This window comes from Martinezella sp. CNPSo 3890, from assembly GCF_057784455.1.
Window position 1 is genome coordinate 61606 of sequence record NZ_JBXSOR010000020.1, and the last position, 26704, is coordinate 88309.

25 protein-coding genes are annotated in these 26704 nt (G+C 59.1%); 7 read left to right on the plus strand and 18 right to left on the minus strand.

Annotated elements, in window-relative coordinates:
- Positions 1-192: 192 nt before the first annotated feature.
- From AC13RC_RS29920 to AC13RC_RS29950, 7 genes are all read right to left on the minus strand, one after another.
- Positions 193-1302 (minus strand): glycosyltransferase family 4 protein, encoded by a 1110-nt coding sequence (locus AC13RC_RS29920; RefSeq protein ID WP_488559438.1) that lies wholly within the window; start codon positions 1300-1302, stop codon positions 193-195.
- Between the two features lie 123 nt (positions 1303-1425).
- Positions 1426-2343, minus strand: a complete 918-nt coding sequence (locus AC13RC_RS29925) for a sugar kinase (protein ID WP_113351812.1) — start codon at positions 2341-2343, stop codon at positions 1426-1428.
- A 99-nt stretch (positions 2344-2442) separates the two neighbouring features.
- On the minus strand, positions 2443-3429 hold the full coding sequence (locus tag AC13RC_RS29930; RefSeq protein ID WP_113332187.1) for an ABC transporter ATP-binding protein: 987 nt from the start codon (positions 3427-3429) through the stop codon (positions 2443-2445).
- Positions 3422-4417, minus strand: coding sequence for an ABC transporter ATP-binding protein (locus AC13RC_RS29935; RefSeq protein WP_113332188.1), 996 nt, complete (start codon positions 4415-4417; stop codon positions 3422-3424). Before AC13RC_RS29935 ends, AC13RC_RS29930 begins: the two co-directional genes overlap by 8 nt.
- A gap of 1 nt (position 4418) precedes the next feature.
- The gene (locus AC13RC_RS29940; RefSeq protein ID WP_145316462.1) at positions 4419-5336 is read right to left on the minus strand and encodes an ABC transporter permease; all 918 of its coding nucleotides are present in this window, start codon (positions 5334-5336) and stop codon (positions 4419-4421) included.
- Positions 5333-6256, minus strand: coding sequence for an ABC transporter permease subunit (locus AC13RC_RS29945; RefSeq protein ID WP_113332189.1), 924 nt, complete (start codon positions 6254-6256; stop codon positions 5333-5335). Before AC13RC_RS29945 ends, AC13RC_RS29940 begins: the two co-directional genes overlap by 4 nt.
- Positions 6257-6306: 50 nt before the next feature.
- Entirely contained in the window at positions 6307-7887 is a 1581-nt protein-coding gene (locus AC13RC_RS29950) for a peptide ABC transporter substrate-binding protein (protein WP_069612723.1), read from the minus strand.
- Positions 7888-8180: 293 nt separating this feature from the next.
- Here AC13RC_RS29950 and bglA point away from each other — a divergent pair, with 293 nt between their 5' ends.
- The gene (gene bglA / locus AC13RC_RS29955) at positions 8181-9827 is read left to right on the plus strand and encodes a beta-galactosidase BglA (RefSeq protein ID WP_145316464.1); all 1647 of its coding nucleotides are present in this window, start codon (positions 8181-8183) and stop codon (positions 9825-9827) included.
- Position 9828: 1 nt separating this feature from the next.
- On the opposite strand, the gene AC13RC_RS29960 is transcribed toward bglA, so the two are convergent.
- The 9 genes from AC13RC_RS29960 to AC13RC_RS30000 form a co-directional block, all read right to left on the minus strand.
- Entirely contained in the window at positions 9829-10026 is a 198-nt protein-coding gene (locus AC13RC_RS29960) for a ParE family toxin-like protein (RefSeq protein ID WP_488559457.1), read from the minus strand.
- A 53-nt stretch (positions 10027-10079) separates the two neighbouring features.
- Entirely contained in the window at positions 10080-10280 is a 201-nt protein-coding gene (locus tag AC13RC_RS29965; RefSeq protein ID WP_069612720.1) for a hypothetical protein, read from the minus strand.
- A 145-nt stretch (positions 10281-10425) separates the two neighbouring features.
- Positions 10426-12123 (minus strand): adenine deaminase, encoded by a 1698-nt coding sequence (gene ade / locus AC13RC_RS29970; RefSeq protein ID WP_145316468.1) that lies wholly within the window; start codon positions 12121-12123, stop codon positions 10426-10428.
- A gap of 91 nt (positions 12124-12214) precedes the next feature.
- Complete coding sequence (gene aptA, locus AC13RC_RS29975) at positions 12215-13543, minus strand: omega-aminotransferase AptA (RefSeq protein ID WP_113332192.1); 1329 nt, start codon at positions 13541-13543, stop codon at positions 12215-12217.
- Between the two features lie 353 nt (positions 13544-13896).
- Positions 13897-14214 carry an ArsR/SmtB family transcription factor gene (locus AC13RC_RS29980; protein ID WP_015340680.1) on the minus strand — a complete coding sequence of 106 codons (318 nt, stop codon included), beginning with the start codon at positions 14212-14214 and terminating at the stop codon, positions 13897-13899.
- 367 nt (positions 14215-14581) lie between these two features.
- Entirely contained in the window at positions 14582-15073 is a 492-nt protein-coding gene (locus AC13RC_RS29985; RefSeq protein WP_488559439.1) for a HugZ family pyridoxamine 5'-phosphate oxidase, read from the minus strand.
- Positions 15074-15109: 36 nt separating this feature from the next.
- A complete protein-coding gene (gene choV / locus AC13RC_RS29990; RefSeq protein WP_488493432.1) occupies positions 15110-16159 on the minus strand; it encodes a choline ABC transporter ATP-binding protein in 1050 nt (349 codons plus the stop codon).
- Positions 16156-17013 (minus strand): choline ABC transporter permease subunit, encoded by an 858-nt coding sequence (choW, locus tag AC13RC_RS29995; protein ID WP_069612714.1) that lies wholly within the window; start codon positions 17011-17013, stop codon positions 16156-16158. The genes choV and choW overlap by 4 nt, the downstream gene beginning before the upstream one ends.
- A gap of 170 nt (positions 17014-17183) precedes the next feature.
- On the minus strand, positions 17184-18140 hold the full coding sequence (locus AC13RC_RS30000) for a choline ABC transporter substrate-binding protein (RefSeq protein ID WP_113332195.1): 957 nt from the start codon (positions 18138-18140) through the stop codon (positions 17184-17186).
- Positions 18141-18374: 234 nt separating this feature from the next.
- Here AC13RC_RS30000 and AC13RC_RS30005 point away from each other — a divergent pair, with 234 nt between their 5' ends.
- From AC13RC_RS30005 to AC13RC_RS30020, 4 genes are all read left to right on the plus strand, one after another.
- A complete protein-coding gene (locus AC13RC_RS30005; RefSeq protein WP_488559440.1) occupies positions 18375-18956 on the plus strand; it encodes a thymidine kinase in 582 nt (193 codons plus the stop codon).
- Positions 18957-19041: 85 nt separating this feature from the next.
- Complete coding sequence (locus tag AC13RC_RS30010; protein ID WP_113332196.1) at positions 19042-19428, plus strand: c-type cytochrome; 387 nt, start codon at positions 19042-19044, stop codon at positions 19426-19428.
- Between the two features lie 69 nt (positions 19429-19497).
- Positions 19498-20520 (plus strand): hypothetical protein, encoded by a 1023-nt coding sequence (locus tag AC13RC_RS30015; protein ID WP_488559441.1) that lies wholly within the window; start codon positions 19498-19500, stop codon positions 20518-20520.
- A 198-nt stretch (positions 20521-20718) separates the two neighbouring features.
- Positions 20719-21858, plus strand: coding sequence for a DUF2333 family protein (locus tag AC13RC_RS30020; protein ID WP_488559442.1), 1140 nt, complete (start codon positions 20719-20721; stop codon positions 21856-21858).
- A gap of 97 nt (positions 21859-21955) precedes the next feature.
- Here the strand turns inward: AC13RC_RS30020 and AC13RC_RS30025 are convergent, their stop codons facing one another.
- Entirely contained in the window at positions 21956-22687 is a 732-nt protein-coding gene (locus AC13RC_RS30025; protein WP_113332199.1) for a helix-turn-helix transcriptional regulator, read from the minus strand.
- 565 nt (positions 22688-23252) lie between these two features.
- Here AC13RC_RS30025 and AC13RC_RS30030 point away from each other — a divergent pair.
- Positions 23253-24218, plus strand: a complete 966-nt coding sequence (locus AC13RC_RS30030) for a hypothetical protein (protein WP_183812859.1) — start codon at positions 23253-23255, stop codon at positions 24216-24218.
- A 14-nt stretch (positions 24219-24232) separates the two neighbouring features.
- On the opposite strand, the gene AC13RC_RS30035 is transcribed toward AC13RC_RS30030, so the two are convergent.
- Complete coding sequence (locus tag AC13RC_RS30035; RefSeq protein ID WP_083258168.1) at positions 24233-24742, minus strand: TIGR00645 family protein; 510 nt, start codon at positions 24740-24742, stop codon at positions 24233-24235.
- A 166-nt stretch (positions 24743-24908) separates the two neighbouring features.
- Here AC13RC_RS30035 and AC13RC_RS30040 point away from each other — a divergent pair, with 166 nt between their 5' ends.
- Positions 24909-26591: a formate--tetrahydrofolate ligase gene (locus AC13RC_RS30040; protein ID WP_488559443.1), complete on the plus strand. Its 1683-nt coding sequence runs from the start codon at positions 24909-24911 to the stop codon at positions 26589-26591.
- Positions 26592-26704 lie beyond the last annotated feature (113 nt).

Sequence of the window (26704 nt, forward strand, 5' to 3'; positions counted from 1 at the left end):
GGTGGTCCAAAGATAAGAATCAAATGACGTTCTTCGCGCCATTGCTCGATGCGGGCTTCATCGTGCTGGATAAGACGCAGCTATCCAATCCTCATGCAGGGCTATGCTATGCCGTCAGGGCAGCGCGGTGATCGTTGACGGCATGTAAGGCCGGAGCTGCAACTTCACTGATGGTGCCGATCGTTTGGGGACTCAATGCTTGTTGTGGACGTGCAGCCGGCCTCGGTGATTGGCAATTCTGACATTGCCGATAAATTGCGCCGTCGCCGCCTCCCAGGAATAGTTGAGTGCCAGCGTGCGTGCGGCATCGCGGGAGCAAGAGAGTGCGGCGAGGCAGGCCGTTGTTAGATCGGCATCTACAACGCCGGCAGCCCTGTTTCCTCCCAAAATATCCGCGGGGCCGGTGACGGGGTAGGCGGCGACCGGAACGCCGCTTGCGAGCGCTTCCAGAATGGCGTTGCCAAAGGTGTCGGTCTTGGACGGGAAGACGAAGACGTCGGCCTGCGAATAGGCATGCGCCAGTTCCTCGCCGAATTTCGCGCCGAGAAAATGGACATCAGGGTAGAGCTTCTGCAGTTCGGCTCGGGCGGGGCCATCGCCCACTACCACTTTCGATCCAGGCAGGTCGAGATCGAGGAAGGCGGGCAGGTTCTTCTCCAGCGCAACGCGGCCGACAGTCATGAAGATGGGACGGGGCAAGCCGAAGGGGTTGTCGTCAAGTGGTTGGGGACGGAAGAGGCGGGAATCTATGCCACGGCTCCAGGGCAGCAGATTGCGAATGCCGCGCAGTTTAAGCTCGCTAGCAAGGCTTGGTGTCGCCACCATGCAGCCGTAGCCGGCATTGTGAAACCATTTGACGAAGGCGTAGAGCCAACTCTCCGGTATCGGCAAACGCGCGGCCACATATTCAGGAAAGCGGGTGTGATAGCTGGTCGAAAACGGCATACCATTTCTCAGGCACCAGCGCCTGGCCGTAAGTCCGAGGGGACCCTCCGTGGCGATGTGGACATAAGTCGGCCGGAGTGCTTCTATTCTTGCGGCGATCTTGCGGTAGCTGGCGATCGAAAGCCGGATTTCCGGGTAGGTCGGGCAGGGGATATTACGAAAGCCGTCCGGCGTGATCATCGAGACTTCGACGCCCATGCGCGTTAGTTCGCGATTGGTGTTCTCGATGGAGCGGACCACGCCGTTGACCTGTGGATGCCAGGCATCGCTGACGATGAGCAGCCGTTCGGGTACTGCGACAGGTGTCGCCGCCTGCGTCCAGGTGGTTTGATCGATGTCTGACAAGCGTTGCAACATGCCCAAAACAGTCCATCCGCACCGCATCCTCATGATGACGGTGCCAGCGATTGCGGTGTTTCAAACATGATTCCCGCGCCCACTCTATTGTGGGGGGTGTCCATGATGGAAATATTACAGCGTTTAGCGGATGGACTTCAGCTTCTCGGGCGAGACGAGTGCACCGTATTCCTGAATGACCTTTGCCGCGATCTTGGCTGCGAAGCCGGCGGCAGCAACCGCATCCTGATGCTGCAGATAGTGAGCCAGAAATGCGCCATTGAAGCTGTCGCCGGCGCTGGTGGTGTCGACGACCTTGGCGACCTTGACCGCCGGGACGAGGGTCTCATCGGTACCATCGCCGATGGTCGCGCCCTCGGCGCCGTTCTTGACGACGATCATCTGGGCTCCGTACTGCCGGTAACGGCGGATGGTGGCGGGAATCGAATCGTCGCCGAAATGCACGGCTTCATCATCGAAGCTCGGCATGACGAGCGTTGCGGCGCGCGCACCTTCCGAAATCATGGTGTGCATGGCGTCGAGGCTGGACCACAGACGAGGGCGCAGGTTCGGATCGAAGGCAACCAGCTTGCCGGCAGCCTTGGCGCGACGCAGTTCTGCGAGCAGCGTGAAGGCGTCTTCGCGCGGCAGGATCGCCAGCGTGATGCCTGAAAAATAAAGGACGTCGGAGGCTTCGATTGCAGCGCGCAGGGCGTCGCCATCGGCTGCAAGCTGGCGGGCGGCGGAGCTATCGCGCCAGTAACTGAAGGAGCGTTCGCCATCCTTCAAATTGATCATGTAGAGGCCGGGAGTCTTGCCGCGCAGGCGGCGGATGCTCGCCGTGCCGATGCCGGCGCCGCCCATGAAGGCGACCATTTCGTCGGACATGGCATCGTCGCCGAGTGCGGTGAAATAATCGATCGACCAGTCGGCCGGCAAGCAGGCGCGGGCATACCAGGCGGTGTTGAAGGTGTCGCCGGCAAAGCCCTTGCGCAGGTGCCCGTCATCGGCCTGCGACAATTCCACCATGCATTCGCCGATCGATAGAAAACGCCCGCCCAAGACTGCCTCCTGCATTTTGTCTTGGTGCTGCATACGCGCAAGCGGCGGCTGGGGCAAGGTGGACGGCGGCTGTCGCCGTCCACTTTCGCTGGATCTACTTTATGGCCGATCCATGTGATAGCAGGCCGCCGTCTGACCCGGACGGACGTGCTCGGTCGGCGGCATTTTCGTGCGGCAGATATCTGTCGCCTTCCAGCAGCGGGGCGAGAAGACGCAGCCCGGCGGCGGATTAAGCGGCGAGGGCGGATCGCCCTGCAGGCGGATGCGCTCACGGCCACGAGCGAGCTTCGGATCGGGGATTGGCGCGGCGGAGAACAGCGCCTGCGTGTATGGATGAGCCGGATGATCGAAGACCGTCGCGGCTTCGCCTGCTTCCACCACCTTGCCGAGGTAGAGCACCAGCACGTCGTCCGAGATCAGGCGCACGACAGAAAGATCGTGGCTGATGAAGATCAAGGTGAGGCCGAACTCCTTGCGCAGGCGACGCAGAAGCGTGATGACCTGTCCCTGGATCGAAACGTCGAGCGCCGAGACCGGCTCGTCGCAGATGATGAGCTTCGGCCGGGTGATAACGGCGCGGGCGATGCCGATGCGCTGCGCTTGGCCGCCCGAGAATTCGTGCGGGTAACGGTTGATCATCTCCGGAACGAGGCCGACGGCAGCCATGATCTCGCGAACGCGATCCTGCCGCTGCGCCCGGGTCAGTTTCGGTTCGAAGACCGTGAGCGGCTCGGCGATGATGTCGCCGACGGTCATGCGCGGATCGAGCGAGGCGATCGGATCCTGGAAGATGATCTGCATGTCGCGGCGGGCGGCACGCATTTCCTCTTCGGTGAGATCGAGCAGATTGCCGCCTTGCCAGAGAATGCGGCCTTTCTGCGCCTTGATCAGCCGCAGGATGGAGCGGCCAAGCGTGGACTTGCCGCAGCCGGATTCGCCGACGATGCCGAGAGTGCGGCCGGTTTTCAGTTCGAAGCTAACATCGTTAACAGCCGTGAGGATCATCGGCGGCTTGAAAAAGGATTTCGACGGCAGTTCGAATTCGGTCGTCAGATGCTCGACCTTCAGAAGCGTTTGCTCAGCCATGGACGAGGCTCCGTTCCTGATTAGCCGAAAGGGGATGGAAGCAGGCCGCACAGCGTCGCGATGAAAGCTGGTCGAGCGGAGGCGCGGCGTCGAGGCAGTCGTCCTGCACATGGGCGCAGCGCGGTGAGAAGGCGCAGCCGCGCGGCAGATGCATCAGGTTCGGCGGTCGTCCAGGGATGACGGTGAGGTCGTCGACATCCTGGTCCGGCCTCGGGATCGCCGAGTGAAGCGCCGCCGTATAGGGATGGGCCGGGCTTTCGAACAGCTCCTCGACCGGCGCCTCCTCGACGATGCGGCCGGCATACATGACGGCAACGCGGTCGGCGAGGCCGGCAACGACGCCGAGATCATGGGTGATCATAACGAGAGCCGTATGCATTTCCGCCGTCAACTCGTTGAAGAGATCGAGGATCTGCGCCTGGATCGTTACGTCGAGCGCCGTCGTCGGCTCGTCGGCGATCAAGAGCTTCGGCTTGGTCAGCAGCGCCATGGCGATGACGATGCGCTGGCGCATGCCGCCCGAAAGCTCGTGCGGGTAGAGGTTGAAGCGGCGAGTCGGGTCGGGGATGCCGACACGCTTCAGCATATCGAGCGCCGCTGCCGAGGCGGCACGCGCTGAAAGCCCGCCATGAACTTCGAGCTGTTCCGTCAACTGCCGCGAGATGCGCAGCGACGGGTTGAGTGCGGTCATCGGGTCCTGGAAGACCATGGCCATGTCCTTGCCGCGGACATGGTCGAGTTCACGCGGCTTCAGCGTCAGTAGATCCTTGCCGTCGAGCAGCGCCTGGCCGCTGGTGCGGCCGTTCTTGGCGAGCAGGCCCATCAGGCCGAGAAAAGTCTGGCTCTTGCCGGAGCCGGATTCACCGACGATAGCGATGCGCTCGCCGCGGCCGATTTTGAGGTTCATCTTGGAGACTGCCGCGACTTCGCCCTCGGGCGTGCGGAAGGTGATCGAGTAGTCTTTGAGTTCGAGAAGTGTGTCTGTCATGTCAGCGATCCTTCGGATCGAATGCGTCGCGCAGACCGTCGCCGATGAAGAGCAGGCTCATCAGCAGCGCGACCAGGAAACCGGCCGGGAAGAACAGCAGCCAGGGCGTCGTCTCCATGCCCGCCGAGCCTTCGGCAATCAGCGTGCCGAGAGACGTCAGCGGCTCCTGAACACCGAAGCCGAGATAGGAGAGGAAGCTCTCCGTCGCGATGATTTCCGGGATGGTCAGCGTCGCGTAGATGACGACCGGGCCGACGAGGTTCGGCACGATGTGCTTGAGGATGATCTTGAACGACCGCTGTCCGGAAGCGCGTGCGGCCTCGATGAATTCCCGCTGCTTGATCGACAGTGTCTGGCCGCGCACGATACGGGCCATGGTGAGCCATTCCAGCGCACCGATCGCCGCAAACAGCAGGTAGACGTTACGGCCGAAGATCACCATCAGCAGGATGACGAAGAGGACGTAGGGCAGGGCGTACATGATATCGACGAAGCGCATCATGATCGCATCGACGCGACCGCCGAAATAACCGGCAACGGCGCCATAGAGCACGCCGATGACGACCGAGACGAGGGTCGCAACAAGTGCGACCGTCAGCGAGACGCGGGTGCCGTAGAGCGTGCGCGCCAGCAGGTCGCGGCCATTGCCGTCGGTACCGAAATAGTGGCCGGCGGCGAAGTCTGGAGCGCCGCGGAACGACGTCCAGTCCGGATCCTCATAGTTGAAGGGCAGGAAATACGGGCCGAATATGGCGACCAGAACCAGCAGGGCCAGTATGACCAGCGAAAGTGCCGCCGCCTTGTTGCGCAGGAGACGACGCATCGCGTCGCCTGTGAGGGAACGCCCCTTGGGCGCGAGCCCTTCTGCCGAAAGCAATTCCGCTTCCAGCAATTCTCTCTTGGCGGAATTGAGGATCATCGCATTCTCACTTTCGGGTCGAGCCAGGCATAGGCGATGTCGACCAGCAGGTTGAGGACCACGATTAGGACCATGTAGAAAATGACCGTGCCGAGGACCATGCCGTAATCGCGGTTCAGCGCCGCGCCGACGAAGTAGCGGCCGACGCCGGGGAGGCCGAAGATGCTTTCGACGACCAGCGAGCCGGTGAGCAGATAGCTTGCCGCCGGTCCAAGATAGGAAACGACAGGCATCATGGCCGGCTTCAGCGCGTGGCGCATGATCGTCAGTCGCGGACCGATGCCTTTGGCCTTGGCGGTCCGGATGAAGTTCTGGCCCATCACCTCGATCATCGAGCCGCGCATCAGGCGCGAGATGCGTGCCGCGTGCGGCAGCGTCAGGACGATGATGGGCAGGATGAGGAATTTGACGGAGCCGTCACCCCAGCCACCGACCGGCAGCCAGCCGAGCGTGTTGCCGAAGATGAGCTGCAGGATCGGCGCGATGAGGAAGCTCGGCATGACCAGGCCGATGAGGAGACCGCCGCCCAGCCAGTAATCGGCCGCGCGGTTTTGATAAAGCGCCCCGAGACAGCCTATGAAGATGCCGACGACAGTTGCAAGCACGAAAGCGGCGCCACCAATGGTCAGCGTGTAGGGGAAGCCGGACATGATCTGCTGGGTGACGGTGAAGTCCTGATTGGCGAAGGAGGGGCCAAGGTCGCCCTTCATAACATCGCCGACATAGATCAGGTATTGCTCAACCAGGGGCTTGTCGAGGTTGTAGTGAGCCGCGAGGTTGGCTTTGACTTCCGGCGGCAATGGCCTTTCGCCATCGAAGGGGCCGCCGGGAGCGAGGCGCAGAATGAAAAAACACACTGTCACGGCAATCCACAGAACCGGGATTGTCGACAGCAAACGACGGAGAGCGTAGCCAAACATGGTCTTAGACGGCTCCCTCCGATCGTGTCCGGGAGGGAGCCTGTTCCCAATTATTCTTTGATCGACAGCCAGCGCGTGCGGTGGATGTCCTGGATGTTGTCGACGAAGCCCTGGACCTTCGGGGCGACGATGTTCTGGGAAACGTAGTAGTAGATCGGGATAGCCGCGCTGTCGTCGAGGGCCAGTTGCTCAGCCTTCTTGTAGATTTCGGCGCGCTTCTTGAGATCGGTTTCTTCATTGCCCTGCTTGATCAGAGCATCATAGTCCTTGTTGCTCCAGCGGCCGTAGTTCATTTCGACGCCGGTGGACAGCAGGTTCAGGAAGTTGATCGGGTCGTTATAGTCGGCGAGCCAGCCGGCGCGGCCGATCTGCACCTCGCCACGCTGCATTTCATCGTAATGCACCTTGGTTTCGGTGTTGTAGAGCTCGATATCGACGCCGAGCGGCTTCCACATGGCGGCAATCGCAACGGCAATGCGCTTGTGGTTGTCGTTGGTATTATAGCGCAGCTGAGCCTTCAACGGATGGTCAGGGCCAAAGCCTGCTTCCTTCAGAAGCTTCTTTGCTTCTTCGACCTTCTGCTTGTAAGGCTCGTCCTTCCAGCTGACATAGGCCGGCTCGCCGTAATTGGCGGTACCAGGCGGTACCCAGGAATAGGACGGCAGTTCGCCGGTGCCGAGAATCTTCGGCCCGATGACTTCGCGATTGACGGCCATGGAGAGAGCCTGGCGAACGCGCTTGTCGTTGAATGGCGGCTTGGTGGAGTTCAGGACGTAGTAGTAGGTGCCAAGGAACGGCACCACATGCGCCTGGCCGGGCAGGTTCTTCTGGATCCAGTCATACTGATCGGCCGGGAACGACGTAAGAATGTCGAATTCGCCGGCGCGATAACGTTTCAGGGCAGCGGCCTGGTCTTCCAGCGTATAGTAGTTGACCTTGTCGATCTTGATGTCCTTGGCGTCGTAATATTGGTCACTCTTGACCATGCTGACATGCGAGCCAGGCACCCACTCCACTGGCTTGTAGGGACCGTTGGTGACGATATTGCCGATCTTGACCCACTCATCACCCTTGGCTTCCACAACGTGCTTCGGCAGCGGATAGGCCGTATAGTGCATCAGGGCGTTGAGGAAGTAGGGAGTGGGGTTCTCAAGTGTGATTTCGAGGGTCTTGTCGTCGATCGCCTTGACGCCGAGCTGCGTCGGATCCTTGATCTCGCCCTTGTTGATCTTTTCTGCGTTCAGGATCGTGTACTGCAGATAGGCGTACTGGGCCGCGGTCTTCGGGTCCATCAGGCGCTGGAAGGCGAAGACGAAGTCCTGAGCCGTCACCGGTTGTCCATCGGACCACTTGATGCCGTCACGCAGCTTGAAGGTATAGACCTTCTGGTCGGGCGAAATCGTCCAGCTTGCAGCCTGGCCTGGAATTGGGTTGTCCTTGGGGTCCTCGGTCACCAGCCCTTCGAAGATATCGCCGTCGATGCGGTTCTCCCAATCGCCGGAAATTTTTTGCGGATCGAGCGAAGTCGGGTCGCCGCCGTTGTGGATATTGAGGGTCGCGGCATGCGCCGAAACGCTCAATATCGTGCTGACGAAAGCCGCAGCGATAAATTTTCGGGTGATATGCGCCATATGTTTTCCCACCTTTCTGGAGTTATTGTCCTTGTTTTACAAGGGTATTCTTGATCCCGCAGGTAACCTTCACGTACAGGTCAATGCGCGAAATTATCGAAAGCGACGTCGCTTTCAAGTTAAAAAAAGTCGGGCATGCTTAGCATGTGAACTTTCATATTCACAAATCTCTAAAATTGATACAGCGAATTTATCCGCCCGATGGTTGAGTTTCTCAGGCAGCCGATTTGCAGCTTGCCGCCTGCGCCCGACTGTGCAAACTGGTAGGCCTTGTGCGATATCGAGGCGGTTTGATGAAATCGACGAATAAAGCGGCGGGAGCCGATTGGTGGCGCGGGGCAGTGATCTATCAGGTCTATCCGCGGTCGTTTCAGGATACGGATGCCAACGGGCTCGGAGATATCAAGGGGATCACCCGGCGCCTGCCTCACATTGCCGCACTCGGGGTCGACGCAATCTGGCTGGCGCCGTTCTTTACCTCGCCGATGGCCGATATGGGCTATGACGTCGCCGATTACTGCGATGTTGATCCGATCTTCGGCACGCTTGCCGATTTCGACGAGATGATGGCGGCAGCACATGAGCTCGGCCTCAAAGTCATCATCGACCAGGTCATCTCGCACACCTCCGACCGGCATCCCTGGTTTGTTGAAAGCCGCGCAAGCCGCGACAATCCCAAGGCGGATTGGTATGTCTGGGCCGATCCGAAACCGGATGGGACGGCGCCGAACAACTGGCTGTCGATCTTCGGCGGCCCCGGCTGGGAATGGGATGGCGTGCGCCGGCAATATTACCAGCACAACTTCCTGACATCGCAGCCGGATTTGAACTTCCACAATCCGGACGTTCAGGATGCGGTATTGGCGGCCGTCAAATTCTGGCTCGATCGCGGCGTCGATGGTTTCCGCCTGGATACGGTCAACTACTATTTCTGCGACAAGAAGCTTCGCGACAATCCGCCGGCGCTCGTCGCGACCGGCGGGCTCGACGCGCCCGAAACCAACCCCTATGGGATGCAGAACCATCTTTACGACAAGACGCAGCCTGAAAATATCGGCTTCCTGAAGCGGTTGCGTGCATTGCTCGATCAATACGAAAACCGCACGACAGTCGGCGAAGTCGGTGACGGCGTGCGCTCGCTGGAGACGGTTGCGGCCTATACCAGCGGCGGCGACAAGCTGCACATGTGCTACACGTTCGATCTTTTAGGCCCCGATTTTACGCCGGCGCATTTCCGGCGCTGCGTCAGCGATTTCCAGGATAATGTCGTTGATGGCTGGGTCTGCTGGGCCTTTTCCAACCATGACGTTCAGCGACATGTCAGCCGCTTCGCCAAAACGGAAGAAGAGCAGCCGCGCGTTGCGAAGCTCGCAATCTCTCTGCTCTCGGCGTTACGCGGCTCCATTTGCCTGTATCAAGGGGAAGAGCTCGGCCTGCCTGAGGCAGAGCTTGCCTTCGAGGATCTGCGCGATCCCTACGGCATTCGCTTCTGGCCGGCCTTCAAGGGGCGTGACGGATGCCGTACGCCCATGCCCTGGGAAGCGAGCCGCGCCCATGCCGGCTTTACGACCGCCGACAAATCCTGGCTGCCGGTTCCCTATCAGCATGCGGCGCTTGCCGTCGACAAGCAGGAGACGGACGCGGATTCGGTGCTGCATCATTATCAGCGCACGCTGGCCTTCCGTGCCGAACATGCCGCCCTGCGTGACGGCGACATGATCTTTCTTGATACAAAAGAGGACGTTCTCGCCTTCACGCGCTCCAAGGGTGAGGAGACGCTGCTGTTTGTCTTCAATCTCTCCCGCAAGCCTGTGAAGGTTGCCTTGCCGGAGGATATCAAGCTTGGCAAGACGATCGCCATGCCGGGGTTTGACACGGCGGATGCCGGGACAACGCTAACGCTTGCTGCTCTGGATGTTTATTGCGGGTATGTGACGTGATTTAGCGTAAGAGCTTGTCATATTCGGTGTGAGAGCCGATCCAGAACCAGACAAGGGCGTCGCCGTCAGCGACAGCAAGAGCCCGCCAGGACATCCCGACCCGCGCGGACCAGAAGCGGCCTACTTGTTTAAAATGAAGCGAAGGATGCCTTGGGTTCGATTTGAGAAGCTCGAAATTTCGGTCGGCGAGTTCTCGCACATGTTTTGGCAGCTTTTCATATGCCTCCCAAAACGGCTGAGTGGCGTGATGCTTCAAAATGCCCGCGTCTTTCCCACACGAAAATCGGCGAGGGCTTTGTCTGCCAATCTATCCAGTTTACCGGCGCCTATATCAGCTTCGATTTGCCGGTCCCACCGGCTTGCCTGCAGAGCTTCGAACCATTCGGCGAATGCCTTGAAGTCTTCCGGCTCCAGTTCGCTGACATTTTTCTCAATCTGCTCAAGCTTTGTCACGATTGTTCTTTCCATGACCAAACGGTTTGATGTCGTGGAACAAAGATAACAATAGGCTTTTATCAATTGAAGTCCCAAGCTTGAATTATTTGTCCGCTGACACCTTCGCAATGCAAGCTATGTTCCTTACGAGGGACGAGCCTGATCAGCCGATCAGCATGAATTTGTCGACATCGACCAGGCCTTTATCCGATATCTTAAGATGCGGGATCACGGGCAGGGGCAGGAACGCAAGCTGCAGGAAGGGCTCTTCCAGGGTCGCGCCAAGGGCGTAGGCCGCCTGGCGCAGGTGGTGCAGCGTGTCGCGCACGCTTTCATAAGGCTCGAGGCTCATCAGGCCAGCGACAGGCAGGGCGATTTCACCGGTCACGACGCCGTCCTCGACGACGACGAAACCGCCATTGATGTCGCTCAAGCGATTGGCGGCGAGCGCCATGTCATCCTCGCTGACGCCGACGACGCAGATATTGTGGCTGTCATGGCCGACGGTCGAGGCGATCGCGCCTTTCTTCAAGCCAAAGCCTTGGACGAAGCCGTTGGCATGGTTGCCGTTCTTGCCGTGCCGCTCGATGACGGCGACCTTGATGATATCGTTGCCGAGGTCGATATCGGTCTGGTTGCCCTTGGCCGGCAGGCGATAGCGGCGATGTTGGGTGATGATCTTGCCAGGCGTCACGCCAATGACGGAGCTTTCGCCCTCCGTCACCGGCACGCCAAAATCGGCTGCGTTGATCGGGCGGGCCTTGACGCTGTCGAGGCCGACCGGCTCGACCGAACCGCGGGTCGCGAAGAGTTCGGCGGTGACACGGCGGCCTGCGGAGAAGACGATCTCGGCCTTGCAGCTTTCCAGGCTGTCGACGACGACGAGATCGGCGCGCCATCCGGGTGCCACGAGACCGCGATCACGCAGACCGAAGGCACGGGCTGCCGAGATCGAGGCGGCGCGGTAGATCGCCAGTGGCTCGACGCCATGGGCGATCGCCGTGCGGATCATGTAATCGAGATGGCCCTGTTCGGCGATATCGAGCGGGTTACGGTCATCGGTGCAGAGCGCCAGATGAGGCGACAGGCGTTCGGTGATAACAGGCATCAACGCGTGCAGATCCTTGGAAACGGAGCCTTCGCGCACCAGCACATGCATGCCCTTGCGGATCTTCTCCAGCGCCTCTTCGGCGGTTGTCGATTCATGCTCTGTGCGAATACCAGCCGCGAGATAGCCGTTGAGGTCATTACCGCGCAAAAGCGGCGCGTGGCCATCAATATGACCGCCCTGGAAGGCTTCGAGTTTCGCCATGCAGACGGGGTCCTTGTGGACCACGCCGGGAAAATTCATGAATTCGGCAAGGCCAATCACCTGCGGGTGATTGCGGAAGGGCAAGAGCTTCTCGATCGGCAGATCGGCGCCCGAGGTTTCCAGATGCGTTGCCGGCACGCAGGACGAGAGCTGGACGCGGATATCCATGATGGTTTCCAGCGAACAGTCGAGGAAGTAACGTATGCCTTCGGTGCCGAGCACGTTGGCGATTTCATGCGGATCGCAGATGGCGGTGGTCACGCCATAGGGCAGCACGCAGCGATCGAATTCGAGCGGGGTTACCAGCGAGGATTCGATGTGAAGATGCGTGTCGATGAAGCCCGGTACAACGACGCGGCCGGCAATATCGATCTCTTCGCGCCCCTGATACTCGCCGCAGGTGCCGACGATGCGATCGCCGCAGATGGCGATATCCGAAGCGACCAGCTCGCCCGTCACCAGATCGAAGAACCGGCCGTTCTTCAACACGATATCGGCGGGTTCCCGGCCGACGCCCTGGTCGATATAGCGTTCGAGTTTGGTGGTCATTTCGTCCCTCGCATATGGATCGCCCCTCATGCCGGCTCTCTTGCTCATACAAGAGGAGGCGTGAGGGGCGGAGATTATTTGAGATTATGCCTTAGATATTATTCTGCAAGATCTCGCGGAGCTTGCCGAACAGCTCGTCGATGTGATGCTTTTCGATGATCAGCGGCGGCGATAGTGCGATGATGTCGCCGGTGGTGCGGATGAGGAGGCCCTTTTCATAGGCCTTGAGGAAAGCGGTGAAGGCGCGCTTGGTGGGCTCGCCGGCGATCGGATCGAGCTCGATGGCGCCGATCAGGCCGGTGTTTCTGATATCGATGACGTTCGGGCAGTCCTTCAGGGAATGCAGGGCATCGGCCCAGTAGTCTGAAAGTTCTGCTGCGCGCGTGAGAAGGCCTTCTTCCTTATAGGTGTCGAGCGTTGCCAACGCCGCGGCAGAGGCGATCGGATTGCCGGAATAGGTATAGCCGTGGAAGAACTCGATCATATGCTCGGGTCCCTGCATGAAGGCGTCATGGATCTCCGAGGTGACGAAGACTGCACCCATTGGAATGACGCCGTTGGTCAGGCCTTTGGCGGTCGTGATGATATCCGGCTTCACATCATAATATTGAGCGGCAAAGGGCGCACCGAGGCGGCCGAAGCCGGTGATGACCTCGTCGAAGATCAGCAGGATGCCGTGCTTGGTGCAGATGTCGCGCAGCTTCTGCAGATAGCCTTTCGGCGGGATGAGCACGCCGGTGGAGCCGGCAATCGGCTCGACAATGACAGCAGCGATTGTCGAGGCGTCGTGCAGCGTGACGATGCGCTCAAGCTCGGTGGCGATATCGCCGCCATGCTCTGGCTCGCCGCGCGTGAAGGCGTTCTTGCCAGGAATATGCGTGTGCGGCATATGATCGACGCCGGTCAGCAGCGTGCCGAACATCTTGCGGTTGGTGACGATGCCGCCGACGGAGATGCCGCCGAAATTGACACCGTGGTAGCCACGCTCGCGGCCGATGAGACGGAAGCGCGAGCCATTGCCCTTCACGCGATGATAGGCAAGCGCGACCTTGAGCGCGGTTTCGACCGATTCCGAACCGGAATTGGTATAAAGAACGTGGTCCATACCCTCGGGTGCAATATCGACCAGCCTGTTCGCCAGCTCGAAGGCCTTGGGGTGGCCGAGCTGGAAGGCCGGGGCATAGTCGAGTTCGCCTGCCTGCTGGCGGATCGCCTCGGTGATCTTGGGGCGGCAGTGTCCCGCGTTCACGCACCACAGACCCGCAGTTCCGTCCAATACCTGCCGACCGTCATGGGTGGTGTAGTACATATCCTTGGCGCTGACGAAGAGGCGCGGTTCCTTCTTGAATTGGCGGTTGGCCGTAAACGGCATCCAGAAGGCGCGCAAATCGTTGGGGGTGGCATTCAAACGGTCCGACATGCTGTTCTCCAATGGCCATTCGGGGGCCTGTTACCCGACCGCGGCGCCGCGCCGCGCGATTATATTTACTGCTTGGTCAAATTATCAGCCGGCCTATTTGCGTCAAGGCAAAGATGGGTCGGGAAAGGAGGCTGGTGTACGGCAGGAATTGGATCGCGGCAGGTCGGCGGTGCCGGGCGCGGAATTGTCTGCAGACGTGATGCGAGCTCGTCCAGACATGAAAAAACTGGCAAATCTAAAGATTTGCCAGTTAAAGCAGTAAAACACCTGGTGATGAAAGCAAGTCGATCTTTCAGGGTCTAAAGTGTTCCCCGGAGATCGTCTGTCGACAGGCCTTGAGCTATTGCAAGCTCTTAAGCAGCCGATCTACTTTTTTCCGGCTCGCAATAAATGTCTTCCAGCGTTTCAAGAACACGGATCACGGATTCTGATGTGCTGGAGTAGTAAATCGTTTGAGCATCGCGTCGCGTCTTGACCAGCTTCTGAGCGCGAAGCTTCGAAAGATGCTGAGAAAGTGCTGATTGGCTCAGTCCGACCTGATTGGCAAGAACGCCAACAGGAACTTCACCCTTAACGAGACTGCAAAGGATCAAAAGACGCTTTGGGTTCGCCATTGCTGATAATAATGCTGCCGCGACATTAGAATGTTCGGCCAAATCTCTTGTCTTCATCTGTTAATCTTCCCAATGCGGAGCGTACATCAGAAACTGTGCTATTTCCAAGCCGGTCCAAACCGATATCTAACAATACCAAGAGGGGTCGAAGATTGTATATACCTAAATTTAAGGTATCGAGTATGCTGTTTTAGGTATGTACGTATGATGCCTCAGCGATAATGCTGAGGTCTCCAGCGTCCCATCCAGGGGCTAAATTAGACCAAAATAGGTCGATTCTTATCGTTTCGGAGCCGCAAACATGCCAATTTTGGTCACTGCGGATTTGCAACCTGAGAATATTGGCTGGTTCTACGTCAGGCTGTCCACCTACTAATTCTCGCACTATTGTATGATTTTATTGCCGTCGGATTTTGTTTTCGGTTTAAAGCATCATCAGGTCTTTTGAGGACAAGATGTAAGCCCTTCCAAAGCCGCCGTTCAGGCTGGCATCGAGCGGAACGAGGCGGAAGAAGCAGAAATCCGGAAAGTCGATATAGAGCTTGGATTTCGGGTGGCGATCGAGAAAAAGCGCTCGGATGCGATCGTGCGCCTGGCTTTGCCGATCGATGCGCTCCGCGCTGCAGCGCAAGGTCAGGCGGGGATGGGCGAGAGGGTCGCCCTTGCCGGGCTCGCCAAAGAGCGCCGAAGCGCGGCTGTCCCTCATCAGAGCCTTGGTATGTGAGGAGAGGCCGGAGACCAAGATGACCGGAGCGCCATCGGCATCCATGGCGATCAGGACGCGGCTGACGAAGGGAAAGCCGGTTTCGGGGTCGATGACGGCCAAGGCTGCATGTGCGGCTTTGTGCATGAGGTCGCGCGCCTGACTGCGCGCATCCTCATCCGTTTCCCTGATCACCGATGATTTGTCGTTCATTAACGGCTCCATGAATTGAGGAGCAGTCGCGAACGACTACTCCTTTCGCCGGTGGCTGGTGAGACCCGACACAACGTCTTGCGCCGAGATCGTTCCAATAATCGTGCCATTGTCAACAACGCCGATATTGCCTGGCTGGCGTGTCAGGGCGTCAAGGATATCGATGAGCGGTGTCGCGGCGGTTGCCGTGGCGGTGACGGAACCGGCATTGGCCGAATGTCCGACGCCCTGTTGCATGACGTCCCGTGCCGTCAGCATGCTGATCGGATTCATGTGCTGCACGAAGTCGGCCACATATTGGTCGGCTGGGTTCTTGACGATCTCCTGTGGCGTTCCGCACTGGATGATATGGCCGCTTTCCATGATGGCGATGCGGTTGCCGATGCGGAATGCCTCGTCCAGATCGTGGCTGACGAAGAGGATCGTCCGCTTAAGGCGGCGCTGGAATTCCAGAAGCTCGTCCTGCAGGCGGGTGCGGATCAGCGGGTCCAGCGCCGAGAACGGCTCGTCCATCAGCAGGATCGGCGCGCCGGTTGCAAAGGCACGGGCGAGACCGACGCGCTGCTGCATGCCGCCGGACAGTTCGTTGACCTTGCGATTGGCCCATTGCGTCAGGTTGACGAGCTGGAGCTGTTCGTCGACGCGCTTCTTGCGTTCGGTGTCCGGAACGCCGGCAAGCTCAAGCCCGAAGCCGACATTATCGGCCACCGTTCGCCAGGGCAGAAGCGCGAACTGCTGGAAGACCATGGAGACAGTGTGCATGCGCAGGTCGCGCAGGGCTTTTGGGCTGCAGGAGTAGGGGCTGACGGCGCCGTTCTTGGTGTTGACGGAGACCTCGCCGCGCACTACCGGCGCCAGGCCGTTGACGGCGCGCAGCAGCGTCGATTTGCCGGAGCCGGACAGGCCCATCAGCACGAGGATTTCACCCTCTTCGATTTGCAGCGAGGCATTGGCGACTCCGAGCACCATGCCCGTCGACTTGCCGATGTCGTCGCGCGACTTGCCTTCATCGACAAGTTTCAGCGCGGCATCGGGACGATCGCCGAAGATGATGCTGACATTTTTGAAATCAACGGCGACGGTCATGAGCGGTCTCCTTCGCCGGGCGCGCGGAACATACGGTCGAGAATGATCGCCAGGATGACGATGCAGGCGCCGGAATCGAAGCTCTTGGCGACGTTGACGCTATTCAGCGCGCGCAGAACCGGCACGCCGAGACCGGGGGCGCCGACAAGGGCAGCGATCGAGACCATCGAGAGCGACAGCATGATGGTCTGTGTCAGGCCGGCCATGATCTGCGGCGTGGCAAAGGGAAGCTCGACCTTGCGCAGAACCTGGCGTGGCGTCGCGCCGAAGGATTCGGCCGCTTCCACCAGCGAAGGGGGAGTGGAAATGATGCCAAGGCGCGTCATGCGGATCGGTGCGGGAAGAGCAAAGACGACGGTGGCGACCAGACCGGGGACCATGCCGAGGCCGAGCAGGATCATTGCCGGCACCAGATACACGAAGGTCGGGATGGTCTGCATCAGATCGAGGATCGGCCGCATGATGGCGTAGAGCCATGGACGTCGGGCAGCCGCGATACCGAGGGGGACGCCGACCAGCATACAGACGAAGGTGGAAGCCAGCACCAGCGCCAGCGTCTCGGTCGTCTCTTTCCAGTAGCCCTGGTTGATGGTGATCAGCAGGCCGATCAGGGTGAGGACCGTGATCGTGACGCTCCGGCGCATCCAGTAGGCGATTGCCGTGAAGACAACGACCACGATCAGCGGATGCGGTGCTTGCAAGACGAACAGCAGTCCGTTGATTCCATGCGCGACAACGAAGGAAAGGCCGTCGAAGAACCATGTGACATTGCTCGTCAGCCAGTCGACGACGGCTTTGGCCCATGGCCCGATGGGGATGCGGTAATCGGTTAACCAGTTCACGTCTTTGCCCATGATTGGGGGCGGCGTTTCCGATTGTTACGTATGAAGCCGGAGGTGCCGCCGAAGAATACGGTCTGTCACGCCAAGTGGACCATTGTCCGGGAATGGCGGGACGCGAAAGCAAGCAGTCCGTTCAAGGAAGAGAAAGGGGCGGTTTGGCCGCCCCTCCATCCATCCTCGTATTACAGGCCGAGCTTGGCCTTGACCGCCGCCAGGCCGTCACCGCCATCCTTGGTGGTGACGCCTGCGAGCCACGGCGTGATTGCTGTGGGGTTGGCCTTCAGCCATTCCGTTGCTGCGACTTCCGGATCCTTGCCGTCATTCAGGATCTTGCCCATGATTTCGTTTTCCATCGGCAGCGAGAAGACGAGATTTTTAACAAAGGTGCCGACATTCGGGCATTCCTGCAAGTAGCCTGCCCGGACGTTGGTATAGACGGTCGCACCGCCGAAGTTCGGTCCGAACACATCGTCACCGCCGGTGAGATAGGTCATTTTGTAGGTGGTGTTCATCGGATGCGGGGCCCAGCCGAGGAAGATGATCGGCTTGCCTTCCTTATCGGCGCGGGAGACCTGAGCGAGCATGCCCTGCTCGGAGGATTCGACCACTTCGAAGCCCTTGAGGCCGAAGGTGTTCTTGTCGACCATGTCGATCACCAGCCGGTTGCCGTCATTGCCCGGTTCGATGCCGTAGATCTTGCCGTCGAGATCGTCCTTATGGGCGGCGATGTCCTTGAAGTCCTTGATGCCTAGATCCGCGCCCTTTTGATTGGTCGCCAGCGTGTATTTGGCGCCTTCCAGATTGGCGCGCACGGTTTCGACCGATTTGTCCGCAGCGAAGGGTTTGATGTTCTCGGCCATGGAGGGCATCCAGTTGCCGAGGAAGACATCGATGTCCTTGTTCTTCAGCGACTGGTAGGTCACCGGCACGGCGAGCACCTTGACGTCGGTGTCGTAGCCAAGAGCCTTCAGGAGGATGGAGGCGGTGGCCGTCGTGGAAGTGATGTCGGTCCAGCCTACATCGGCGAAATGTACGGTGCTACAGCTTGCCGGCTCGGCTGCGGAGGCCGCGGTGGCGCCCAATGTCAGTGCGGAGAGAGTTGAGGCGAAAGCGAATGCAGTAAGGGTCATTTTTATCATTGCGTGACTCCCAGTCTAACGTTCCCAAGCAACCATCAATAACTGACATTTTCAAGCGACCACAGTGTATTTGCGGCGGTTTGAGGGGGCTGAATGCGACGCCCGTCTTTTTCTGTCCGCCTGTGGCCAAGGCTTTTGCGCTCTAAGCGAAGCACGCCTGAATCCTGTGGTTTTCGCCGCGACCATCTTTCCTTATCGTCCTGCAGCACCCATGAAGCATTCAAGGAGAATGTCATGGCCAAGCTCTACTTCCATTATTCGACTATGAATGCCGGTAAATCGACGATGCTGCTGCAGGCTGCCTATAATTATCAGGAGCGCGGCATGCGCACCGCAGCCTTCATCGCAGCCCTCGACGATCGCGCCGGCCGCGGCACGATCGCCTCGCGCATCGGACTGACGATGGATGCTTTGCCGTTCGAAACGAGCGACGATCTCTATGTGATGGTCGATGAAACGCATGCAAGCGAGCCGCTTGCCTGCGTCTTCGTCGATGAGGCGCAATTTCTGACGCGCGAGCAGGTCTGGCAGCTTGCCCATATCGTCGACCGCCTCGGCCTTCCGGTCATGACTTACGGGCTGCGCACGGATTTCCACGGACGCTTGTTTCCGGGGTCACAGGAACTGCTGACCATCGCCGACGAATTGCGCGAGGTGCGCACCATTTGCCATTGTGGGCGCAAGGCGACGATGGTCGTGCGCCTGGATGCCGCCGGCAAGGTTGTCCACGAAGGGGCGCAGATCGAGATCGGCGGCAGCGACAAATATGTCTCGCTCTGCCGTCGTCATTGGGAAGAGGCGATCACCTGCGAGTGAAGCGCCGCCCGCGGGCTTTCGGTAGCGTAGCGGACTTTCCTCGGCATATGACCGCTGGTCGGGATTGAGCTGATCGGGAGGGATGATGAAACTGCTTTGTCTGCTGTCGGCCGCCATCGTGCTTGCCTCGACCTCTTGCGCGCTTGCAGACGGCGATGCGGTCGCTGGCGCCGTCGTTTTCAAGAAATGCGGGGCCTGTCACACGGCGACCGGGCCTGACAATCGGGTTGGCCCCTCGTTGATGGGGGTCGTCGGACGAGCCGTCGCAAGCAAGCCCGATTATGTCTACTCACCGGCGATGCGGGCATTCGGCGCCGACGGCAAGGTCTGGGATGAAGCGTTGCTGCGGAAATATCTGCCGGCGCCGCAATTCCTCGTCAAAGGCACCCGGATGACGTTCCCGGGTCTGAAAAGCGACAAGGACCTCGACAACCTGATTGCCTATCTGAAGAATCCTGCCGCTGCCCAATAGTTTTCGAGCATTTCCTTCGCCTCAGGAAGCGGCTAGTCTCGCGCTAGAGGTAGGGGAGGGAATGCTTTCATGGTCAGGTCTCATTCCTTCGATGGCATGCTCGATAAGGCGCAAGCGACGCTCGATGACGCCATGAACGACGCGAATTCGGCCGTGGCGACGCTCGCCTGCCACGCCAGGGAGGGCGAGCGCGTCGAGGTCGTCAATTTTCCTGTCGAAGAAGCGTCTGTCCGCGAGGCGGTCGAACTGCTCGATCGGTGGAAATCAACCGCCCTGTCGCTGGTCAAAGAGCTGGATCATGCGACCGAGGAGGCGGACTTGCAGCATCGCAGATTGTTCAACGAGAAGGTTGGTCTTGAAAATGCAAGCCTGCTCAGCCGGACGCTGGCGCGTGGACCGATGAAGCCGGAGGCTATCATCGCCGATCTTGATACGATCCTTAACGTATCGGCCGAACTCGACCTTCTTTTCAAGCAGGCAAGACCCGTATTCTCCCGATGTTTTCATGACTGCGAACTACAGCTGGAAGGCGTGATCGAACGCCGGCGGAAGCTCGATTTCGATATAGAGGAGATGCAACGCAGGGCCAATGCCTTGGCGGAAAAGCTCATGTATCAGCGACGCAACCGCCCATCCTCGCGCCATGCCGATCTGCAGTCCGAACTCGAAGTGGACTATCGTGCTCTCTTGCTGGAGCAGGATGATATTCGGCGGCAAGAACAGGAGCTTCAATCCCGCCGGACCGTGCGACAGCGTCTTATAGACATTTATGAAGGGCTGGCGGCTGCTCTGAATAGGCAGATCGCCGCCATCGGCGCTATGGCCGCTAAGCTGACCATCGATATCGAGCAACGGATTGCCTTGCTCAAGGCATTGGCGGCAGAAGCGGCGCCGGCATCGACCACGGTTTCGCGAACGGCAGCGGTTGAGAGCCTGATCCAGGCGTTCGAGGCGAATGTGCTGGCGGGGCATGACCTCGCCGTGCGCAAGGCTCATGTCGATGCCGTCTTCAAAAGACGGCTGGAGCCGCATCTGCTCCCCGCATCCACTGACCCGAGCGGAGCGGCGGAAGAGGTGCAACCGGAGGGTTGATTGTCGTCCGTCATGGAAAATTCCAAGCGGACGGTTGTTGTTTTTCCCAAGAACACATATTTGCTGGAACGTGAATGGCGATAAGGACTTAATGATCCGAGGGCCGCGAGGATTTTCGCGACGTCCATTGCGCAGGTTTGGTGTGGTGCGTCCTTTGCGTGTCGGCGGGATGCGCGGTACGGTTTAGGAGGCGTGTCCATGCTTGACTCGATCACGGCGTTCTTCAAGCGGATCTGGGCCGCTATCGTACGGTGGCTAGGATTGGTTTTCGTCGGGCTTAGCTGGCCATTTCTTGCAGCGCATGGCTGGTATCGGCAGCGCAATTGGCTGATCAAGCTGCCGGTCGCCGCCTTCGTGACGCTGATGGCGCTGCTCTATATCTATTTCGTTTGGCAGACGCAGGTCTGGACAGGGTTCAATCCGGCCTATCCGGATGTCTATAAATTTTCCGAGCGCAAATATTCGGCCGGGCAAGAACTGCCTGCAACAGACAGCCAGCAGGCCGCGGCAACGGCGGCCAAGACCTGCCAAACCTCGGCTGTCGTCGACGTTGCCACCGATCTGATCGATTTCAACGTCAACCAGAATGCCTGGATTTCCTCGATGCTGCTCTACAAGCTCGGCTTCTTCGGCATTTCATGGGATGACACGCCATTCCTGGACAACAAGGCTTCCTTCCAGCGGGGCATCAATTCTGTCGTTCGCCGTACCTCGGCGGAGCTGGTCGACACACTCGGCCGCGTGCGCGGAACCTCCGGCATCAACAGCGATCTGCAGAAGGCGCGCGGCAACCTGCAATTCGATGAGTCCAGCTGGTATTTCGGCCTGCATCCCTTCGGGCCGAAGACGCCGAGCCCAAGCTATTATCGGGCCGCAATGAGCAATCTGCGCAGCTTTAATAGCGACCTCGGCAACTGCAAGGCGATTTTCGACGGACGCGCCGACAATCTCCTGCAGTTCGTCGACCACATTGCCAACGATCTCGGTAGTACGGCGGATATATTGGCCAAGAGAGCAGGGGATCACAGCTACGGCTGGCTGGATACGCGGGCTGACGATCGTTTTTGGTTTGCTTACGGGCAGCTCTACGCAAGCTACGGTATCCTGATGGCGGCTCGTTCGGATTTCCAGCAGGTGATCGCCGAGCGTAATGTCAGCGCGCTTTGGGCCGACGTCACGACGCAGTTGCAGACGGCTTTGCGCATTCAGCCCTTCATCATTTCCAATGGACCCGAAGATAGCTCCTTCATGCCGAGCCATCTCGCGACCATGGGCTTCCATATTCTGCGGGTGCGTTCGAGTCTCGTTGAAATCCGTACGGTTCTGGGCGGTCGCTAAAGAAGAAGTGGATTGCCGTCCGTTCCGGCGCGGTAGGCGCGCATACGCTTGGCCCGGTCGTCGGGCTCCGTACGGAGGTGCCTGAGCGAGGGCTCGCCTAGCTGATCAGCTTCAGGCGGATGGCTTTTGCTACAAGCTGTGTGCGGTTGACGCAATCGAGCTTCTTGATCGCATTCATCATGTAGGCGTTGACCGTATGGTCGGAGAGGGTGAGGATCTGGCCGATCTCCACCGAGGTCTTCCCCTGAGCCGTCCAGCGTACCACTTCCAGCTCACGTGCCGAAAGCGAGTGCGGCGCGGCACTGTCGTTGCGCTTGAGGCAATTATAAGCATCGAGCGCCTGCAGCATGATCAGGGTGAGTTCGTTGATCTCGCTCTGGCCGAGACTGTTGCGATTGCCCATGAACCAGAAGACAAGGCGTTGACCATCCGGGGCGTTGACCGGAATGATGACGCTCATCGGGCAATTGTAGTTGATCAGGAGCGCGCGAAGTTCGCGCGGCAAATCCGCGTCGGGTTCGGCGTCCTTTTCCAGCAGATGCCAGGAGCGCGGCATGACCGAATCGCGCGTGCGCAACAGCATTGGACAACGGCGAACGAGCTGATGGCGATCGAATTCACGTACGAATTGAGCCGGCATCGTGCCTTCGATGAGCAACGGCGTCATCATCGTGTCGTCGGGAACCGGGGCGTTCATGAGAGCCATATGGCTGAAGCCAAAAGCTGACCCGGTCCGTTCCAAGGCCAGTGCAAACGCCGCTTGTGTCCGAGCAGCAGCCAACTCGGCAGAAAGCAGCAATTGTCTCTCGGCAGTAATGATATAGGACATATGAGTTGAAGCGCCCACAGCGTGTTATCGTTATCAAATACCGGATTTAGGAGTGAATGCTAGACGCAAAAATACCACAGGACCAGAAATAATTTCATTTTCATATATTTTAATATTCAGGCATGCAAAACTACGCAAATCTTCGCCCAAAATGGTCATTAAGCGTAAAAATAGCGTTTCTGTTAGCCTAATTTCGACGGGGCCATACATTTTGCGTCGACCTCGGCAGTTGGGGAGCAACCCGGCGAAGCGCATTTGCCAGGTCAAAATGAGGTCTGAATGTGCGTTTTGAACAGGGCGGTCTGAGCTGGCAAGCAGCCGCGGCTTGATCCAAAACTGTCCCATGCTTCATGTTAGGATTAACCGTTTGTCACAGCATCAGTTCGGTTCCATCTCTCGTTCCTGAGGTCCGCCGGTGCTCAATTTTCTCGTCGCCAGCTCTTGCATGGGTGCAAGCGGCCGGGAGTTTCATCAAATGATGCGTTGCCGCATCGGCGCGCCTTGCGAAGGCCCAAAGCGGTTGCTATCGGTCTTGCCAAGGTAATCGCTTGCAGGCGTATGACTCATGAATTTTCGCTTCTTCCCGCAGCTTGCGGCGCGCTGCTGTCAAACGCTGTTGTGGTTCGTCACCGGCGTTTCGCTTCTGCTTGTTTCGCCTGCGCTTGCCGAAGCGGCTGGCGTTGCCGGCGGCACGCCGATGCGGTTCTTGCTCGTTCACGGCGAGATGGGCCAGTGCCGTGCCGATAATACATGTCCGGACTGGATCTCCGCCGAAGGGCAGATCATGGCAGATACGCCGCGGAAGCTGCAGAAAATCCTGAAACAGGTCGGCGATCGCAAGTTGCCCATAATCGTCAGTTCGCCAGGTGGCGATGTCAAAGCAGCCATGGAGATGGCTCGTATCATTCGGAAGCAGAAGCTTTCGATCGCAGTCGGGCGTACTCGCTCGCGGGCATGCCCCTATGCCGAGCCGATCTGCTCGGCAGCTTTTGCCAAGGACGGCTCGATAACAGGACAGCCATTCTCGGATGGCGCAATCTGCTTTTCGGCCTGCCCGCTGTTTTTTGCAGGCGGTGTCCAGCGCGTTTCCAGCCCCTTCGCGCTGCTGGGCGTTCATCAGATCACAACGACCTACAGCGAGGTGCGTGTCCAGTACCGCACCGAATATGAGATGGTGGATGGCAAGCGCAAGGTCATCTCCAAGAGAGAGATCGGCCGTAAATTCGTCGGCAAGTACGATACGACCAAGCTCGACAAGGCGCAGAGGGCGAGGCTGGTCAGCTTCCTCGACAAGATGGGCGTGGACCGGGGACTTGTCGATCTGATGCTTGGAACCGACCCGAACGGCATTCATCTGATTTCGCAGATGGACGCGTTGAGGCTGAGGCTGACGACGGAGCTCGCCGATGCCGATGCGCTGGTCTCGGCGCGCAACTGCAGGGACAATCAATCGATTTCCGATTGTGCCGCGCCGGCACCGTCGGCAGCTCCTGCGCCGATGACCAGCGCATCGGCAATGGCCGGCAAGTAGCCGCTGGCCCGGCGTCAGCTATCCTTGGCTTTGGCTTTCGCCATGATCTTTTCCAGGAAGCCCAGCAATAGTGCCGAGACGACAAAGGCAAGGTGGATGATCGTGAACCACATCAGCTTGGCGTTGTCGTATTGAGTGGCGTTCAGGAAGATCTGCAGCAGGTGGATCGAGGAAATGGCAACGATCGAGGATGCGACCTTGATCTTGAGGCTGCCTGAATCGAGCTTGCCGAGGAAGGAAACCTCGCCCTCCGCCTCGTCGAAGCGGCTGACGAAATTCTCGTAGCCGGAAATCATCACCATGACGATCAGGCTTGCCACCAGGGCGGCATCGATGAGGCCGAGAATGGCGAGGATCATGTCCGCTTCGTCATAGACTAAGACATTGATCGCCACCTTATAGAACTTATAGGCGAACGAAACGGCGTAGACAGCGAGCGAGGCGGCGAGACCGAGATAGAAGATCACCAGGAGCCAGCGACTGGAGAGAATGATGCGCTCGACCAGCAATTCCAGGGACTTCATATCTTTTCCTTTTTCGTGGTTTGAATTGGACGCCGAAAATAGGCATGCCGGCATCGTGAGACAAGGCGGCGCGTTTCGATAGGGAGGGGCTTCGCCAACTATTCACACCCGAAACATATTGGTTTATCCCGACAGGTAAATGACCGTATGTTTGGGGGCGAGACTTATGGCGACGACAGTGGCATCCGATATCGAGATTGCGCGCGCGGCGAAGAAGCTGCCGATTATGGAGATCGGTGCCAAGCTCGGCATTCCGGCGGAAGATCTCGCACCTTACGGTTACGACAAGGCGAAGATCGGTGCAGCGTTCATCGCAGCACAGGCTGGCAAGAAGGACGGCAAACTGATCCTCGTCACGGCGATCAACCCGACGCCTGCGGGTGAGGGCAAGACCACCACGACGGTTGGCCTTGGCGACGGCCTGAACCGCATCGGCAAGAAGGCGGTGGTCTGCGTACGCGAGGCGTCGCTCGGCCCATGCTTCGGCGTGAAGGGCGGGGCGGCCGGCGGCGGTTACGCGCAGGTCATCCCCATGGAAGACATCAACCTTCATTTCACCGGCGATTTCCATGCGATCACCTCGGCCCATAATCTGCTTGCCGCGCTGATCGACAATCACATCTACTGGGGCAACGAGCAGAATATCGATATCAGGCGCATCACCTGGCGGCGCGCAATGGACATGAACGACCGCGCATTGCGCGATATCGTCTCCTCGCTCGGCGGCGTTGCGAACGGCTTTCCGCGCGAAGGTGGCTTCGATATCACCGTCGCCTCCGAGGTGATGGCCATCCTTTGTCTGGCATCCGATCTCAAGGATCTGGAAAAGCGGCTCGGCAATATCATCATCGGCTATCGCCGCGACCGTACGCCTGTTTATGCCCGCGACCTGAAGGCCGACGGCGCCATGGCTGTGCTCCTGAAGGACGCTATGCAGCCGAACCTTGTGCAGACGTTGGAGAACAATCCGGCACTGGTGCATGGCGGCCCCTTCGCCAATATCGCCCATGGCTGCAACTCGATGATTGCGACGCGCACGGCACTGAAGCTTGCCGATTACGTCGTGACGGAAGCCGGCTTCGGCGCCGATCTGGGTGCGGAGAAATTCTTCGATATCAAATGCCGCAAGTCCGGGCTCTCGCCGGATGCCGCCGTCATCGTCGCGACCGTGCGGGCCTTGAAGATGAATGGCGGCGTTAAGAAGGACGATCTCGGCAGGGAGAATGTCGAGGCTTTGGTGAAGGGCTGCGCCAATCTCGGCCGGCATGTCGCGAATGTCCGCAAGTTCGGAGTGCCTGTCGTCGTCGCAATCAATCATTTTGTTTCGGACACGGAAGCCGAAATCGAGGCGTTGAAGGATTATGTCGCCCGTCTCGGCGCCGAGGCGATCCTTTGCCGGCACTGGGCTGAGGGCTCGGCGGGCATAACCGATCTCGCGCACAAGGTGGTCGAGCTTGCCGAATCCGGCCAGGCGAAATTCCAGCCGCTCTATCCCGATAATCTTCCTTTGCTGGAGAAGATCGAGATCGTGGCCTCCAAGATCTACCATGCCGGCGAGGTGACGGCTGACAAGGCCGTGCGAGATCAGCTCAGGTCCTGGGAGGATCAGGGTTACGGGCATCTGCCGGTCTGCATGGCGAAGACGCAATATTCCTTCTCGACCGATCCGAATGTTCGGGGAGCACCCGAAGGCCATATCGTACCCGTTCGCGAGGTACGCCTTTCAGCCGGGGCCGGCTTCGTCGTCGTCATCACCGGCGAGATCATGACCATGCCCGGACTGCCGAAATCGCCGGCAGCCGAGAGGATTTTCCTCAATGATCAGGGCTACATCGAAGGACTGTTTTAAGTTCAGAATCCGATTCAACCGAGGCCGTTTGAACTCAGAACCTCTGCCGGTTCGGCTCAACCTGCAGCAGAGTGCGATGCGGTTCAAGGGAGAAAAACCGCCCGTTCGCTTGA

Bases quoted from the DNA above. Each gene is read 5' to 3' on its own strand.
- AC13RC_RS29920 (WP_488559438.1), bottom strand. From the start codon at position 1,302: ATGTTGCAACGCTTGTCAGACATCGATCAAACCACCTGGACGCAGGCG.
- AC13RC_RS29930 (WP_113332187.1), bottom strand. From the start codon at position 3,429: ATGGCTGAGCAAACGCTTCTGAAGGTCGAGCATCTGACGACCGAATTC.
- AC13RC_RS29935 (WP_113332188.1), bottom strand. From the start codon at position 4,417: ATGACAGACACACTTCTCGAACTCAAAGACTACTCGATCACCTTCCGC.
- AC13RC_RS29940 (WP_145316462.1), bottom strand. From the start codon at position 5,336: ATGATCCTCAATTCCGCCAAGAGAGAATTGCTGGAAGCGGAATTGCTT.
- AC13RC_RS29945 (WP_113332189.1), bottom strand. From the start codon at position 6,256: ATGTTTGGCTACGCTCTCCGTCGTTTGCTGTCGACAATCCCGGTTCTG.
- AC13RC_RS29950 (WP_069612723.1), bottom strand. From the start codon at position 7,887: ATGGCGCATATCACCCGAAAATTTATCGCTGCGGCTTTCGTCAGCACG.
- bglA (WP_145316464.1), top strand. From the start codon at position 8,181: ATGAAATCGACGAATAAAGCGGCGGGAGCCGATTGGTGGCGCGGGGCA.
- ade (WP_145316468.1), bottom strand. From the start codon at position 12,123: ATGACCACCAAACTCGAACGCTATATCGACCAGGGCGTCGGCCGGGAA.
- aptA (WP_113332192.1), bottom strand. From the start codon at position 13,543: ATGTCGGACCGTTTGAATGCCACCCCCAACGATTTGCGCGCCTTCTGG.
- AC13RC_RS29980 (WP_015340680.1), bottom strand. From the start codon at position 14,214: ATGAAGACAAGAGATTTGGCCGAACATTCTAATGTCGCGGCAGCATTA.
- AC13RC_RS29985 (WP_488559439.1), bottom strand. From the start codon at position 15,073: ATGAACGACAAATCATCGGTGATCAGGGAAACGGATGAGGATGCGCGC.
- choV (WP_488493432.1), bottom strand. From the start codon at position 16,159: ATGACCGTCGCCGTTGATTTCAAAAATGTCAGCATCATCTTCGGCGAT.
- choW (WP_069612714.1), bottom strand. From the start codon at position 17,013: ATGGGCAAAGACGTGAACTGGTTAACCGATTACCGCATCCCCATCGGG.
- AC13RC_RS30000 (WP_113332195.1), bottom strand. From the start codon at position 18,140: ATGATAAAAATGACCCTTACTGCATTCGCTTTCGCCTCAACTCTCTCC.
- AC13RC_RS30005 (WP_488559440.1), top strand. From the start codon at position 18,375: ATGGCCAAGCTCTACTTCCATTATTCGACTATGAATGCCGGTAAATCG.
- AC13RC_RS30010 (WP_113332196.1), top strand. From the start codon at position 19,042: ATGAAACTGCTTTGTCTGCTGTCGGCCGCCATCGTGCTTGCCTCGACC.
- AC13RC_RS30015 (WP_488559441.1), top strand. From the start codon at position 19,498: ATGGTCAGGTCTCATTCCTTCGATGGCATGCTCGATAAGGCGCAAGCG.
- AC13RC_RS30020 (WP_488559442.1), top strand. From the start codon at position 20,719: ATGCTTGACTCGATCACGGCGTTCTTCAAGCGGATCTGGGCCGCTATC.
- AC13RC_RS30025 (WP_113332199.1), bottom strand. From the start codon at position 22,687: ATGTCCTATATCATTACTGCCGAGAGACAATTGCTGCTTTCTGCCGAG.
- AC13RC_RS30030 (WP_183812859.1), top strand. From the start codon at position 23,253: ATGAATTTTCGCTTCTTCCCGCAGCTTGCGGCGCGCTGCTGTCAAACG.
- AC13RC_RS30035 (WP_083258168.1), bottom strand. From the start codon at position 24,742: ATGAAGTCCCTGGAATTGCTGGTCGAGCGCATCATTCTCTCCAGTCGC.
- AC13RC_RS30040 (WP_488559443.1), top strand. From the start codon at position 24,909: ATGGCGACGACAGTGGCATCCGATATCGAGATTGCGCGCGCGGCGAAG.